The 15,038-nt window shown below is 52.1% G+C and carries 12 protein-coding genes; 4 read left to right on the top strand and 8 right to left on the bottom strand.

The genetic code is table 11. From position 1 onward, the window contains the following. From nuoC to lrhA, 4 genes are all read right to left on the bottom strand, one after another. Window positions 1-1,803: an NADH-quinone oxidoreductase subunit C/D gene (gene nuoC / locus JKP81_RS01505; protein ID WP_200550341.1), complete on the bottom strand. Its 1,803-nt coding sequence runs from the start codon at window positions 1,801-1,803 to the stop codon at window positions 1-3. A gap of 89 nt (window positions 1,804-1,892) precedes the next feature. After that, window positions 1,893-2,567, bottom strand: a complete 675-nt coding sequence (gene nuoB / locus JKP81_RS01500) for an NADH-quinone oxidoreductase subunit NuoB (protein ID WP_007371088.1) — start codon at window positions 2,565-2,567, stop codon at window positions 1,893-1,895. A gap of 15 nt (window positions 2,568-2,582) precedes the next feature. Further along, window positions 2,583-3,026: an NADH-quinone oxidoreductase subunit NuoA gene (gene nuoA / locus JKP81_RS01495; RefSeq protein ID WP_017458599.1), complete on the bottom strand. Its 444-nt coding sequence runs from the start codon at window positions 3,024-3,026 to the stop codon at window positions 2,583-2,585. A 625-nt stretch (window positions 3,027-3,651) separates the two neighbouring features. Next, window positions 3,652-4,590, bottom strand: a complete 939-nt coding sequence (gene lrhA, locus JKP81_RS01490; RefSeq protein ID WP_200550340.1) for a transcriptional regulator LrhA — start codon at window positions 4,588-4,590, stop codon at window positions 3,652-3,654. A 946-nt stretch (window positions 4,591-5,536) separates the two neighbouring features. On the opposite strand from lrhA, the gene JKP81_RS01485 reads away from it, so the two are divergent. Then, a complete protein-coding gene (locus JKP81_RS01485) occupies window positions 5,537-6,751 on the top strand; it encodes a pyridoxal phosphate-dependent aminotransferase (RefSeq protein WP_020454530.1) in 1,215 nt (404 codons plus the stop codon). 80 nt (window positions 6,752-6,831) lie between these two features. Then, window positions 6,832-7,431 carry a 5'-deoxynucleotidase gene (gene yfbR / locus JKP81_RS01480; RefSeq protein ID WP_017458602.1) on the top strand — a complete coding sequence of 200 codons (600 nt, stop codon included), beginning with the start codon at window positions 6,832-6,834 and terminating at the stop codon, window positions 7,429-7,431. 31 nt (window positions 7,432-7,462) lie between these two features. On the opposite strand, the gene JKP81_RS01475 is transcribed toward yfbR, so the two are convergent. The 4 genes from JKP81_RS01475 to yfbV all read right to left on the bottom strand — a co-directional run bounded on the left by JKP81_RS01475 (window position 7,463) and on the right by yfbV (window position 11,163). After that, window positions 7,463-9,295 (bottom strand): SLC13 family permease, encoded by a 1,833-nt coding sequence (locus tag JKP81_RS01475; protein WP_200550339.1) that lies wholly within the window; start codon window positions 9,293-9,295, stop codon window positions 7,463-7,465. A 75-nt stretch (window positions 9,296-9,370) separates the two neighbouring features. Further along, entirely contained in the window at window positions 9,371-10,030 is a 660-nt protein-coding gene (locus tag JKP81_RS01470) for a sugar phosphatase (RefSeq protein WP_200550338.1), read from the bottom strand. A 10-nt stretch (window positions 10,031-10,040) separates the two neighbouring features. Next, window positions 10,041-10,535: a YfbU family protein gene (locus JKP81_RS01465; RefSeq protein WP_200550337.1), complete on the bottom strand. Its 495-nt coding sequence runs from the start codon at window positions 10,533-10,535 to the stop codon at window positions 10,041-10,043. 172 nt (window positions 10,536-10,707) lie between these two features. Continuing rightward, window positions 10,708-11,163 carry a terminus macrodomain insulation protein YfbV gene (yfbV, locus tag JKP81_RS01460; protein ID WP_044489434.1) on the bottom strand — a complete coding sequence of 152 codons (456 nt, stop codon included), beginning with the start codon at window positions 11,161-11,163 and terminating at the stop codon, window positions 10,708-10,710. Window positions 11,164-11,499: 336 nt separating this feature from the next. On the opposite strand from yfbV, the gene ackA reads away from it, so the two are divergent. Beyond that, a complete protein-coding gene (gene ackA / locus JKP81_RS01455; protein ID WP_200550336.1) occupies window positions 11,500-12,702 on the top strand; it encodes an acetate kinase in 1,203 nt (400 codons plus the stop codon). 78 nt (window positions 12,703-12,780) lie between these two features. Then, window positions 12,781-14,919 (top strand): phosphate acetyltransferase, encoded by a 2,139-nt coding sequence (gene pta / locus JKP81_RS01450; RefSeq protein WP_200550335.1) that lies wholly within the window; start codon window positions 12,781-12,783, stop codon window positions 14,917-14,919. Window positions 14,920-15,038 lie beyond the last annotated feature (119 nt).

Below are 15,038 nucleotides of genomic sequence, written 5' to 3'. Positions count from 1 at the left end.
TTAGCGATCCACATCTGACATAACAAAATCGATACTACCCAGATAGACAATCAAGTCTGATACCAGGCTGCCGCGGATGGCCGACGGGATTTGCTGCAGGTGCGCAAAACTCGGGGTACGAACGCGGGTGCGGTAGCTCATGGTGCTGCCGTCGCTGGTCAGGTAGTAACTGTTAATACCCTTGGTTGCTTCAATCATCTGGAAGGATTCGTTGGCCGGCATTACCGGGCCCCACGACACTTGCAGGAAGTGAGTAATCAGGGTTTCGATATGTTGCAGCGTGCGCTCTTTCGGCGGCGGCGTAGTCAGCGGGTGATCCGCTTTGAACGGGCCTTCCGGCATGTTGTTGAGGCACTGCTCAAGAATGCGCAGGCTCTGGCGCAGCTCTTCAACTTTCAGCATCACTCGGGTGTAGCAGTCACTTACGCCACCGCCAACCGGGATTTCAAAGTCGAAATTCTCGTAACCGGAGTACGGGCGCGCTTTACGCACGTCAAAATTGATGCCGGTCGCACGCAGACCTGCACCGGTCGTGCCCCACTCCAGCGCTTCTTTTGCGTTGTAAGCGGCAACGCCCTGCGAGCGGCCTTTCAAAATGGTGTTACGCAGCGCCGCTTTCTCGTAAGAGGCCAGGCGTTTTGGCATCCAGTCGAGGAACTCGCGCAGCAGACGATCCCAACCACGCGGCAGATCGTGCGCCACACCGCCAATGCGGAACCAGGCCGGGTGCATACGGAAACCGGTGATCGCTTCCACCAGATCGTAGATTTTCTGACGATCGGTAAAGGCGAAGAACACCGGCGTCATTGCGCCGACGTCCTGAATAAAGGTTGAGATATAAAGCAGGTGGCTGTTGATGCGGAACAGTTCAGACAGCATCACGCGGATCACGTTGACGCGATCCGGCACGGTGATACCGGCCAGTTTTTCCACCGCCAGCACGTAAGGCATTTCGTTTACGCAACCGCCGAGATATTCGATACGGTCGGTGTAAGGAATGTAGCTGTGCCAGGACTGGCGCTCACCCATTTTCTCCGCGCCACGATGGTGGTAACCGATATCCGGCACGCAGTCGACGATCTCTTCGCCGTCCAGCTGCAGGATGATACGGAACGCACCGTGCGCAGAGGGGTGGTTCGGACCGAGGTTGAGGAACATAAAGTCCTCGTTTTCGGTGCCGCGTTTCATGCCCCAGTCTTCCGGCTTGAAGGTCAACGCTTCCATTTCCAGATCCTGCTTGGCTTTGGTCAGCTCAAATGGATCGAATTCAGTTGCGCGCGCCGGGTAATCTTTACGCAGCGGGTGACCCGTCCAGGTTTGCGGCATCATGATGCGCGTCAGGTGCGGGTGACCATTAAAGGTAACGCCAAACATCTCCCAGGTTTCACGCTCATACCAGTTGGCATTCGGGAAAAGTTTGGTCAGCGTCGGCACATTCAGATCGTTTTCAGCCAGCGCCACTTTCAGCATGATGTCGCGGTTGCGATCGATGGAAATGAAGTGGTAGAAAACGGAAAAATCCGCGGCGGGCAAACCGGCGCGGTGTGTGCGTAGACGTTCGTCCATGCCGTGCAAATCGAACAGCATGACGTACGGTTTCGGTAATTTCTTTAAGAAATCGACCACTTCCAGCAATTGCTCACGCTTAACCCAAACGACGGGTACCCCGGTGCGGGTCGCCTGAACGGTAAAGGCATCCGGCCCAAAACGGTTGCGCAATTCGCCAATGACCGGATCATCCAGATGATCCCGGGTCTGCCATGCGGCTTCTTGCGCAGTTAAATCGGTCATATTGTTCACCATTGCAAAGGGTCCGTGGTGACTGTTGGGTATGGCTTCGCGTTATTGGATTATTGAAATGCGAAGTTTCTTCCATTACCCACAGGCGCAAATTAAATCTCGTCCGGCGTACGCAGATTGGTTACGGCGATACGCTCGCCACGCTTACGGTCGCGTTCCGACTGCATATTGGCGCGATAAACGCCCTGATCGCCAACCACCCACGAGAGCGGACGACGCTCCTTACCAATCGACTCCTGCAGCAGCATCAGCGCCTGCATATAAGCTTCAGGACGCGGCGGGCAGCCAGGGATGTAAACATCCACCGGGATAAATTTGTCGACGCCTTGTACGACTGAGTAGATGTCGTACATACCGCCAGAGTTTGCGCAGGCCCCCATGGAGATAACCCACTTAGGTTCCAGCATCTGGTCGTAAAGGCGCTGAATGACCGGCGCCATTTTGGTAAAGCATGTGCCCGCCACCACCATCAGGTCTGCCTGACGAGGAGAAGCACGCAGCACTTCCGCACCAAAACGCGCAACGTCGTGCACCGCCGTAAAGGATGTCACCATCTCTACGTAACAGCACGACAGGCCAAAATTATATGGCCAAATTGAGTTTTTACGTCCCCAGTTCACCATATCGTGCAGGGCATTTTCGAGTTTGCCCATATAAACGCTACGGTTAATTTCTTGTTCCAGGGGGTCGGTTACGATCTCCTGTTTCTGCAGGGGGTAACGGTCGTTCTCACCGTTAGGATCTATGCGGGTGAGCGTATAATCCATCTTATTGCCTCGCGGTTAGCGTTGACTGTCAGTGTAGCTGTTAGTCTCTGGGTTGATTTGCTCACGGCGCGAACGCACGGGCGTCCAATCCAGCGCGCCAATACGCACCAGATAAACCAGACCAGCCAGCAGCACTAATATAAAAATTGCGGCTTCGACAAACCCGACCCAACCACTCTCGCGAATGGAGGTTGACCATGCATATAAATAGAGCGCTTCCACATCGAAGATGACGAAGAACATGGCCACCAGGTAGAACTTGGCGGATAGACGTAAGCGAGCGGAACCGACGGAGTCGATACCCGATTCGAAAGGAACGTTTTTGTGCCTCGCGCGTGCGCGACCGCCCAAAAACCGACCGCCGATCAGCATCAGGCAACACAGGCCAATGGCGACAATAAGAAAGATAGCGAATGCCCAGTGATGAGCGATGATTTCAGTGGATGTTGACATACGCATTGCTTAACTCAAAAGGTAGCGTTATTACCTCTGCTCTTGCTGGCAGATGACGCCACATCGATTCACGGGGAGGAATAAAAAACCACACATTAACTGTGTAAAAGGCGAAAACAGCTAAACGATGTGGGTTTTTACTCCTTTCTATAACCTTTTGTCAACTTTAACAAAGGTTTCCTCACATTAGTTTACATCGGCAGCAATTCATTAACATTTAGTGCCGTTTTCTTGAACGGCTTCAAACATTCACAAGAAATATCCAAGTGTTGAATCGTGTCCGTAGCGAGGTTTTACACTAATTACCCGCTTATTTTGACAGGATTTTGTCCGGATTCCTCCCCCTCAACGGGAGTATTTTCTTGATCTGAGACACGCTTTTGTTAATTCATTCAGTGAAACAGCAACAATCCGCCTTGATTTTTAACATGACCAGCAGGCATGAAAGACTATAGTTGAAAAAAGGAGATCTTGCTGTGAGTGATATTAAATTATTGAAAGAAAGAATAATTTTCAGGAAGGGTGTTTCTGTGATTCACAATCTGTGCGTAAAATGAACCGATAACCGCTTTTTTGCCGCCAGCGGTTCATTTTTGCACTTACATTTTGTTACCAGATTTGGCAGGGAATGTTAGCTAAAATCCCCTTCTATAACCAGCGGATCGCCTCCTCCTTCAGGAGTACCGCCGCTGTAATGCCAGGGGTTTTGATAATGTTCCATGGCCTGGAAAATTACCTGTGCCAGCTCGTTGCGGCTTTGTGGGTTATAACAAAGCAGATATTCCGTATCCGGCAACAGCGGCAGCCCTTCGGCTCTGCCCAGCACGCGCAAATCAGGGCTCATCATTTCCACCGGCCGCGCGGTCACACCTAATCCGGCTTTTACGGCCGCTTTTACCGCCGACAGCGACGAAGCGACATACGCCATGCGCCAGGGGATATCCGCATCATTTAGCGAATTGATGACCATATCGCGAAATGGGCTGGGCTCATCCAATAAGACCAACGGTATCGCCTCACTTTTCTGTAACGCATATTCAGCCGAGCAGTACCAGTGCGTTGGCGATGTGCGTAACGTCAGGCAATCAAATTGCGCGGAACGGTGAGTCGTCACCACGAGATCAACATCGTGCTCTTGTTCGCGTTCGTCAGAAAAGGGGTTGCGTTTCACGCGCACATCAAGAGCCAGCTTCGGATATACCGAGCTAATACGATTAAGCAAAAACGGTAAAATCGTGTCTGCGGACTCGTCAGAAGCGCCAATAGTTAAGACGCCCTGAAGATTGCTAAACATTAACGACGTGCATGCTTCGTCATTGAAACGTAAGATCTTTCGCGCATATCCCAGTAACTGAATACCATGTTCAGTTAAGAGTTTATTGCGACCATGACGGGCAAATAATTCTTTTCCCACTAATTGTTCAAGCCGCTGCATTTGCTGACTTACGGCGGATTGTGTGCGACAAACTGCAGCAGCGGCCGCAGCAAAAGTGTTTAGATCGGCGACCGCAACGAAAGTTCTCAGCAGATCGAGGTCGAGATTCAATATCGGACGATTTGCATTTATCATAATTTTTCACTTACGGGTCGTTCGCGCGGAGTGACCCGGGTTTATGCTGTGCTCGTAAGATTAAGTAATTCCATTTAAAAAGTGCATCCAGCGGGATCATAACCAGGTAAAGCTGGCAGTCGTTCAGGTGTTTATAGTTCGCTGTCTAACGCAAGCTGAACTGAATGGCTTTATTTCGCCTTCTGCCATTCCTTTTAGATATATAAAAGATGCCAAAGCGCGTTATTCCTTTTAAGAAAAACATGTTTGTGCAAGGTTCATAGGCTATACATAGCACTGCGCCATATAGAACCAGCCTATATAACTGGTCAGAATTAAAAGCGAGTAATAACAATCAACTACAATTAAGAAATAAACCTTAACTAAAGCAAGGCTTTTGGTGTCAGTTCCATTTCTTGCCCCACGAGTTTAACCTAAAACCTTTATATTTATAAGCATTATTGCGAATAATCTTAAGCAAACAAATGGTTTGTACCACACCATCATCTTATAAATATTAGTGATAGTCATCGTTCCTATTCTCAATATTAAATAGCTATTAATTAAGTGAAGAACTAACTATTAATAATGCTTAACATTGCGTTTACAGCCAACTCACCTATTCGCCTGCCGACTGCGGAGGTAATCTATCGCGCTGGTTTTGAGCAGGAAGCGAATTCTACCGTAGCACAGTCGCCTCAAACCGAGACGAAACGAACGCATTTAGACGGTTAAAAATATCACCTGAAAAAATAAAATCAGCATGAAAAACCAAATTTAAAAACAAAAACGGAAAAAACGAAAAACAAAAAGCACGATAAATAGTTAAAAAATCGTTAACCATCAGAGGCATTAAGACAAAATCTTCTCCTGCAAACCCTTCAAAACAGCCGGACGGGGGAGTACATTGTTCCGTGCTCACTTCCACGGCAGGCAGTGGCTATTCTAGCTAAAAGGTCAAAGATTCATGTCCTCCATCGAAAAATCCAGCAAATTAGATAACGTCTGTTACGACATCCGTGGCCCGGTTCTTAAAGAAGCAAAACGTCTTGAAGAAGAAGGCAACAAGGTCCTCAAACTCAACATCGGCAACCCAGCCCCTTTCGGCTTCGAGGCACCGGATGAAATTCTGGTTGATGTGATCCGCAACCTGCCCAGCGCGCAAGGTTACTGCGACTCCAAAGGGCTTTATTCCGCGCGCAAAGCCATCATGCAGCACTACCAGGCACGCGGCATGCGCGAAATCACTGTGGAAGACATCTATATTGGCAACGGTGTTTCCGAATTGATCGTGCAGTCGATGCAGGCGTTGCTTAACAGCGGTGACGAAATGCTGGTGCCCGCACCGGATTACCCGCTGTGGACCGCTGCAGTCTCGCTCTCCGGCGGGAAAGCGGTGCACTATTTATGTGATGAGTCGGCAGGCTGGTTTCCCGATCTCGACGATATTCGCGCCAAAATTACGCCGCGTACGCGCGGGATTGTCATTATCAACCCAAACAACCCAACCGGCGCGGTTTACTCAAAAGAGCTGCTGCTGGAAATCGTTGAGATCGCGCGTCAGCACAACCTCATCATCTTTGCAGATGAAATCTACGACAAAATTCTTTACGACGAAGCGCAGCATCACTCCATTGCCGCACTCGCGCCGGATCTGTTCACTATCACCTTTAACGGATTGTCGAAAACCTACCGGGTCGCGGGTTTCCGCCAGGGCTGGATGGTGTTGAGCGGGCCGAAAAAGCACGCGAAAGGCTACATTGAAGGGCTTGAGATGCTGGCATCGATGCGTCTGTGCGCCAACGTTCCGGCACAACACGCGATTCAGACTGCGCTCGGCGGCTACCAGAGCATTAGTGAATTTATTGTTCCTGGTGGACGTCTGTATGAGCAGCGTAATCGCGCGTGGGAGCTGATCAATGAGATCCCGGGTGTTTCTTGCGTGAAACCAAGCGGCGCGCTGTATATGTTCCCGAAAATCGACGCAAAGCGCTTCAATATTCATGACGATCAGAAAATGGTGCTCGATTTCCTGTTACAGGAAAAAGTACTGCTGGTACAAGGTTCTGCGTTTAACTGGCCATGGCCCGATCACGTGCGAATTGTGACGTTGCCGCGCGAAGACGATCTGGAAATGGCGATTACCCGTTTTGGTCGTTTCCTCTCGGGTTACCACCAGTAAGCATTCCGGGGGGAGGATTTGCATCTTCCCCCACACTCTGCGCACAATGACTCAGGTCGCAGTCACAGACAAGGTTAACCATGAGTCAGAGCCACTTTTTCGCCCACCTTTCCCGCCTTAAACTTATCAATCGCTGGCCTCTGATGCGCAATGTGCGTACGGAGAATGTCTCCGAACATAGCCTGCAAGTGGCGATGGTCGCCCACGCGCTGGCGGCAATTAAAAACCGTAAATTCGCAGGCCAGGTCAATGCTGAACGCATCGCGCTGCTGGCGATGTACCACGATGCATCGGAAGTGCTGACCGGTGATTTACCAACGCCGGTAAAATACTTCAACTCGCAGATCGCCCAGGAATATAAAGCCATCGAGAAGATCGCCCAGCAAAAACTGGTCGAGATGGTGCCGGAAGAACTGCGCGATATTTTTGCGCCGCTGATCGATGAACATCACTACACCGCAGAAGAAAAATCGATCGTGAAGCAGGCAGATGCCCTGTGCGCTTATCTGAAATGTCTGGAAGAGCTCTCCGCCGGCAACAATGAATTCTTGCTGGCTAAATCACGGCTGGAAAAAACACTTGATGCGCGCCGCAGCCCGGAAATGGATTATTTTATGCAGGTGTTTGTGCCGAGCTTTCATTTGTCGCTGGATGAAATCAGCCAGGATTCACCGCTGTAACTGAACATGCCGGGCTAACAGCCCGGTCATGTCAAAACGGGAACAGCACCGGAATTAATAGTGTGCAGACCACCATCACCAACAACGTGAACGGCACACCGATTTTTACGAAATCACTAAATCGATAGTTACCTGGCCCTAAAACCAGCGTATTCACCGGTGAGGAAACGGGCGTCATAAACGCAGCCGAGGCCGCCATCGCCACGACCATTGCGAACGGGTAAGGCGAAACACCCATCGATTTCGCCGCCGCCAGGGCAATCGGCGCCATCAATACCGCGGTCGCAGTGTTAGAGATAAATAAACCAATCGTGGCGCACATCACGAACAAACATATCAGCATCAGGTGCGGACCGTAGCCGCCGCCCAAATCCATCAACCCTTTCACCACCAGATCCACACCGCCGGTTTTTTGCAACGCCAACGCGAACGGCATCATGCCGACAATCAAAATAACGCTCGGCCAGTGGATCGCTTTATACGCACTTTCTGCATCAATACAGCGAAACTTGCCCATCAGCATACAAGCAATGATCGCGGCAACAGGGTTGGGAATTTCATCGGTCAGCATCAAAGCAACCATCAATACCAGACAGAAAATGGCATGTGCCGCCTGACTGTGCGCCGGGGATGCGGCGCTCTCTTCTACCGGCAAGTTGAGCACCACAAAGTCGCGCCCGTGCGAACCAAGCTGGCTGATGAGTTTCCAGTTCCCGACCACCAAAAAAACGTCGCCCAGTTGTAACGTTTCATCCGTCACCGCACCTTCCAGCGCCTCGCCGTTGCGTTTCAGACCAACAACGTTAAGACCGTAGCGGGTGCGAAAACCGATTTCCCGCACTGTTTTACCAATCAATTCCGAATCGGGGATCAACGACACCTCCGCCATCCCAACATCCAGCGCCTGGTCGGAAAAATACTCACCGCGCAGGATCATCGGCTCAAGCAGTTGTTCAGCGCAAAACTGGCGCAAGTCTACTTCGGCGGCAGACATATCAATCAGCAGCACATCGCGGGCACGAAATTCGGACACCCCATTAACGTTAACAATGACACGCCGGAAATGTCGCCAGCGCTCAACACCGATAATGTTGGCGCCATACCGTTCGCGCAGCTGTAAATCATCCAGGCGCTGCCCAATCATTGGCGAACCGGGGCGAATCGCCAGACGGCGCGCGCGCCCGGCCAGACGATACTCCTTAATAAGATCGCGAAAACTGCGGCGTTTCCAGCTTTCACGCGCGGTATCGTCATTCTCCCCTTTCAACGTGAAACGCATCAACAGCATATAAATGATGCCAAGCAGCAAAATCACCAGCCCCAAAGGCGTCACGCTAAAAAAGCTGAACCCGCTAAAGCCTTCGCGTAGCAATTCGCTGTTAACGACAAGATTTGGCGGCGTCGCTACCAGCGTCATCATGCCACTAATAAGGCCAGCGAAGCTGAGCGGCATCATCAGCCGTGACGGCGAAATCTGCATACGCATTGACACACTGAGCACTACCGGGATGAAGATAGCCACCACGCCGGTCGAACTCATAAATGCGCCAAGCCCGGCAACGGTAACCATCAACAGCACCAGCATTTTGATTTCGCTGCTGCCCGCCATGTTGACCAGCCACGCCCCCATATTCGTCGCTACGCCGGTGCGCACCAGGCCATCGCCGATGATAAACAGGGCGGCGATTAACACGACGTTCGGATCGCTAAAACCAGAAAACGCTTCGGAAAGCGTCAGCGTTCCACTGAGAACAAAGGCAACAATAACAAACAGCGCAACAGCATCCATACGCACTTTGCCCGTTGCAAAAAGCACCACCGCGATGCCCAGCAGACACAGTACCCAGATAAGTTCACCGTTCACAACGTATCCTTGTCAGTTGATAGTGGAGAAATAGTGCCATAAAAAACCCCACGAAAGTGGGGTTAAATCATGGGATCAGGCCTTTAGCGTGACATTCACCAGGCCGTCCGGCCGTTTTGCGACATCAAGCGTTTCAAGCGTGGTGAGCCGGAAATCAACTTCATCAAGCCGGGGCGCATCTACCGGAACATTTACCGCAATCACATGGCAACCTGCGGCAAGGCCGGAAAGGACACCCGCCGGCGCATCTTCCACCACCACGCACTCTTGCGGTGAAAGTCCCAGCAGTTGCGCGCCGAGGAGATAAGCATCAGGTTCAGGTTTGCCGCGTGTGACTTGCTCGGCGGTGACAAACACTTTCGGCGTCGGCAAGCCGGTCGCACGATGACGCGCGTGAGCGACAGGCACCGACCCGGAAGTGACAATGGCCCACGGAATGCCTGACTCATCTAAATGCTGAAGCAGCGCAATCGCGCCTGGTAGCGCGGTAATGCCATCAGTGTCTGCCGCTTCAATCTGTTCAAGCCAGGTAAATTCAGCCGCAATCACTGCTTCAGACTTGCCCGGTAAGAAATGCCGCAGCGAGGTAATCGCCTGTTTGCCATGGATAAAATTCAGTACTTCATCATGCGCGATACCAAATCGATCAGCCCAGTTACACCATGCCCGCTCCACGGCGGGCAGCGAATTCACCAGGGTGCCATCCAGGTCAAACAGAAATCCTTTACACTGCACACTCACCTCCTCAGGCGTTGATAATCTGATTAATTTCGTTACTGCTCAGGTGGTACTGACGCGGGCAGGAGTGCCACACGCCCAGCATGCGCTGATATTTTTCCCACATTGGGGTTTGCGCGTTAAAGCCGTGGGTACCCGCGTCAAAATGGGTATAGCGGCCTTCGATGTTCACCATGAAACGCACGTAGCCGAGGTAACGCGCTTCCGTTGCGGCGTCAAAGCCGAGGAAAGTCACGCGGCGCTCATCAATGGCACTGGTGTCTTTCAGGTTGGCCCAGGAAACATGCAGTGCGTGGTACATCTCCATAATGTCGATAACAGTGCGACAGGTCTCTTCTTTTAACTCGCCGAACTCACGATCCAACTCGCGCATTTGCAGGCCATATCCGCGCTCAATAATAGTTTGCAAACGGCGATAGCGCTCCGCATTAGCCGGATCCATCATGGTCATCATTTTGTACTGGTTGGATAAGATCAGACGTTGGGCATTGGTCATTTCCATCTTTCGACTCCTGTGGCACATCGGCGCATTAAAAAAGATGCCTTGAGTTTACCTGCTGAAAAAGACGGCTTTTTTGATTTGCCGGGGGTTTTGGGTAGAACACGATGAAAAATAAAAAAGAAGACATCGCAAAAATGCCTTCTTTTATAGAGATGGCGAAACTTGCTCGAACTCACAAATCATCAAGAAATGTTTTATCGAGCTGTTTAAAAGCACGCTTAAGCGTGTCGGCCAGCGCCTGATAATCAGGCTTACCCTCTACAGGTGCCAGCGCCTGACCCGCTTCTTGCAACTTACCGCGCACTTCATAAAACCAGTGCAGAATCGACGGCGGTAGCGGCGTCACGGAGCGCTTACCCAGCCACCATAGCCCTTGCATCGGCAAGCTCAGCGCAAACAGCGCGGTAGCCACCGCGGGTCCAAGCTGGCCGCCGAGCGCAATTTGCCAACAGAGAGTAAATACCGCCACCGGCGGCATAAAGCGCGTGGCATAGCGCATTGCGCGGATTACGCGGTTTTCAACGAACATCGGAGCGAGGCGTTTTTCCATAGGCCAGGTCTTCGCATAGTGCTGACCCCGACGAAACAAACTAAAAAAAGTGACGGGTCGATTCTCTGAAGTGGACATGGTTTACCTCAACTTCACATATAAAAATTAAAAAATTTGTGCAAAACAACAACTGTGAATGACAACGTTAAAATTTTTTGTCAATCCCACCTGGTATCAGGTATCCTGTGGCGGCCTTGACCGGTTCATTAGACGAATATCTTTAAATCGTCAAATTTAAGCTCATTATGCCACTGCCTGAAATTTGCGCAAAATAGCTTAAAATTTTATGTATTCTTCTCATCATGCCAGAAAGTAAACCCGGCATGATGTTAATCATAATTGTCAGTATCCACCTGCGCTACGCTGTGCGACTCACTGACCTTTTTTAGCCACGTATCATAAATAGGTACTTCCATGTCGAGTAAGTTAGTACTGGTTCTGAACTGCGGTAGCTCCTCACTGAAATTCGCAATCATCGATGCAGTTAATGGTGACGAGTACCTTTCTGGTTTAGCCGAATGTTTCCACCTTCCTGAAGCGCGCATCAAGTGGAAAATTGATGGCGGTAAACAAGAAGCGGCTTTAGGTGCAGGTGCCGCTCACAGCGAAGCGCTGAACTTTATCGTTAACACTATTCTGGCACAAAAACCAGAACTGTCTGCACAGCTGACCGCAATCGGTCACCGCATCGTGCACGGTGGCGAAAAATACACCAGCTCTGTGGTTATCGACGAATCCGTTATTCAGGGCATCAAAGATGCAGCCTCTTTCGCACCGCTGCACAACCCGGCTCATCTGATCGGTATTGCCGAAGCGCTGAAATCCTTCCCTAAGCTGAAAGACAAAAACGTGGCGGTGTTCGACACTGCGTTCCACACCACTATGCCGGAAGAATCCTACCTGTATGCGCTGCCGTACAAATTGTACAAAGAGCATGGCGTTCGTCGCTACGGCGCACACGGCACCAGCCACTTCTATGTGACTCAGGAAGCAGCCAAAGTCCTGAACAAACCGGTTGAAGAGCTGAACATCATCACCTGCCACCTGGGCAATGGTGGTTCTGTTTCCGCTATCCGCAACGGCAAATGCGTTGATACTTCCATGGGTCTGACCCCGCTGGAAGGCCTGGTAATGGGTACCCGTTCTGGTGATATCGACCCGGCTATCATTTTCCATCTGCATGACACCCTGGGCATGAGCGTTGAAGCTATCAACAAAATGCTGACCAAAGAGTCTGGCCTGCTGGGTCTGACCGAAGTCACCAGCGACTGCCGTTATGTAGAAGACAACTACAAAGATAAAGAAGACGCGAAACGCGCAATGGACGTTTACTGCCACCGTCTGGCGAAGTACATCGGCTCTTACACTGCGCTGATGGACGGTCGTCTGGACGCGGTTGTCTTCACCGGCGGTATCGGTGAAAACGCCGCCATGGTACGTGAGCTGTCTCTGGGCAAACTGGGCGTTCTCGGCTTTGAAGTTGATCACGAACGTAACCTGGCTGCCCGTTTTGGTAAGTCTGGCTTTATCAACAAAGAAGGCACCCGCCCGGCTGTCGTTATCCCGACAAACGAAGAGCTGGTCATCGCGCAAGACGCGAGCCGCCTGACTGCCTGATTCCACACACCGCCAGCCCACGCTGGCGGTGCTGTTTTGTAACCCGTCTCGCAAGACGGTAACGAAAGAGGATTAACCGTGTCCCGTATTATTATGCTGATCCCTACCGGAACCAGCGTCGGCCTGACCAGCGTCAGCCTTGGCGTTATCCGTGCTATGGAACGCAAAGGCGTTCGTCTGAGCGTCTTTAAACCGATTGCCCAGCCGCGCGCCGGTGGCGATGCGCCGGACCAGACCACCACTATCGTGCGTGCCAACTCTGGCCTGACTGCAGCAGAACCGCTGAAAATGAGCCACGTTGAGTCGCTGCTCTCCAGCAACCAGAAAGACGTGCTGATGGAAGAGATCATCGCCCGTTACCACGAAAGCAGCAAAGACGCTGAAGTGGTGCTGGTTGAAGGCCTGGTTCCGACGCGTAAACATCAGTTCGCGCAGTCGCTGAACTTTGAAATCGCGAAAACGCTGAACGCAGAAATCGTGTTTGTCATGTCTCAGGGCACCGACACGCCGGAGCAGTTGAAAGAGCGTATCGAACTGACCCGCAACAGCTTCGGTGGCACGAAAAACACCAACATCACTGGCGTTATCGTTAATAAACTGAACGCACCGGTTGATGAACAAGGCCGTACCCGCCCTGACCTGTCAGAAATTTTTGATGACTCGTCCAAAGCAAAAGTGGTTCATATCGATCCGGCTAAACTGCAAGAAGCCAGCCCGCTGCCGGTGCTGGGCGCTGTGCCGTGGAGCTTCGATCTGATTGCTACCCGCGCAATCGACATGGCCCGCCACCTGAATGCGACCATTGTTAACGAAGGTGATATCAAAACCCGCCGCGTGAAATCTGTGACCTTCTGCGCGCGCAGCATTCCGCACATGCTGGAACACTTTCGCCCGGGTTCACTGCTGGTGACCTCCGCAGATCGTCCGGACGTGCTGGTTGCTGCTTGCCTTGCCGCGATGAACGGCGTGGAAATCGGTGCGCTGCTGCTGACTGGCGGTTACGAAATGGACGCCAGCGTGCGCAAACTGTGTGAACGTGCATTCGCCACCGGCCTGCCGGTATTTATGGTGAATACCAACACCTGGCAGACCTCTCTGAGCCTGCAGAGCTTCAACCTGGAAGTTCCGGTTGATGATAACGAGCGTATCGAAAACGTTCAGGAATACGTGGCTGGCTACATCAATGCCCAGTGGATCGATTCTCTGACCGCGACCTCCGAACGCAGCCGTCGTCTCTCTCCGCCGGCCTTCCGTTACCAGTTGACTGAGCTGGCGCGTAAAGCGGGCAAACGCGTTGTTCTGCCGGAGGGCGACGAACCGCGTACCGTGAAGGCTGCCGCTATCTGTGCTGAACGTGGTATCGCGACCTGTATCCTGCTGGGTAACCCGGACGAGATCAACCGCGTTGCCGCTGCGCAAGGCGTTGAGCTGGGCACCGGGATTGAAATCGTCGATCCGGACGTAGTGCGTGAAAGCTACGTTGCTCGCCTGGTGGAGCTGCGTAAGAGCAAGGGCATGACCGAAGCCGTCGCCCGCGAACAGCTGGAAGACAACGTGGTTCTCGGCACGCTGATGCTGGAACAGGACGAAGTTGACGGTCTGGTTTCCGGTGCTGTGCACACCACCGCGAACACCATCCGCCCGCCGCTGCAGTTGATCAAAACCGCACCGGGCAGCTCACTGGTTTCCTCCGTGTTCTTTATGCTGCTGCCGGAACAGGTTTATGTGTACGGTGACTGCGCCATCAACCCGGATCCGACCGCTGAACAACTGGCAGAAATCGCGATTCAGTCTGCGGATTCCGCTATCGCGTTCGGTATCGAACCGCGCGTGGCAATGCTCTCCTACTCCACCGGTAACTCCGGCGCGGGTAGCGATGTAGAGAAAGTGCGTGAAGCAACGCGTCTGGCGCAGGAAAAACGTCCTGACCTGGTAATCGACGGCCCGTTGCAGTACGACGCCGCCGTTATGGCTGACGTTGCAAAATCCAAAGCGCCGAACTCGCCGGTTGCAGGTCGTGCTACCGTGTTCATCTTCCCGGATCTGAACACCGGTAACACCACCTACAAAGCGGTACAGCGTTCTGCCGACCTGATCTCCATCGGGCCGATGCTGCAGGGCATGCGCAAACCGGTTAACGACCTGTCCCGTGGCGCGCTGGTAGACGATATCGTCTACACCATCGCACTGACCGCGATCCAGGCTTCACAGCAGTAATCTGCTTTAACCGGCAATAAAAAGGCGACCATCCGGTCGCCTTTTTTATTTCTGACAGAAAATCATGTTTTGTTGGCAAGCGAAGCAGATTTTGGCTCGCCTTATTACCAGGAGTGAAA

The sequence above is a fragment of the Kosakonia sp. LAM2021 genome (genome assembly GCF_016620385.1).
Classification (GTDB): domain Bacteria; phylum Pseudomonadota; class Gammaproteobacteria; order Enterobacterales; family Enterobacteriaceae; genus Kosakonia; species Kosakonia sacchari.
The sequence above is the reverse complement of the archived record's forward strand: the minus strand, read 5'-3'. Positions and strand labels throughout refer to the sequence as shown.

Coding starts and splice junctions, on each gene's coding strand:
- nuoC (WP_200550341.1), bottom strand. CDS start 1,803: ATGGTGAACAATATGACCGATTTAACTGCGCAAGAAGCCGCATGGCAG.
- nuoB (WP_007371088.1), bottom strand. CDS start 2,567: ATGGATTATACGCTCACCCGCATAGATCCTAACGGTGAGAACGACCGT.
- nuoA (WP_017458599.1), bottom strand. CDS start 3,026: ATGCGTATGTCAACATCCACTGAAATCATCGCTCATCACTGGGCATTC.
- lrhA (WP_200550340.1), bottom strand. CDS start 4,590: ATGATAAATGCAAATCGTCCGATATTGAATCTCGACCTCGATCTGCTG.
- JKP81_RS01485 (WP_020454530.1), top strand. CDS start 5,537: ATGTCCTCCATCGAAAAATCCAGCAAATTAGATAACGTCTGTTACGAC.
- yfbR (WP_017458602.1), top strand. CDS start 6,832: ATGAGTCAGAGCCACTTTTTCGCCCACCTTTCCCGCCTTAAACTTATC.
- JKP81_RS01465 (WP_200550337.1), bottom strand. CDS start 10,535: ATGGAAATGACCAATGCCCAACGTCTGATCTTATCCAACCAGTACAAA.
- yfbV (WP_044489434.1), bottom strand. CDS start 11,163: ATGTCCACTTCAGAGAATCGACCCGTCACTTTTTTTAGTTTGTTTCGT.
- ackA (WP_200550336.1), top strand. CDS start 11,500: ATGTCGAGTAAGTTAGTACTGGTTCTGAACTGCGGTAGCTCCTCACTG.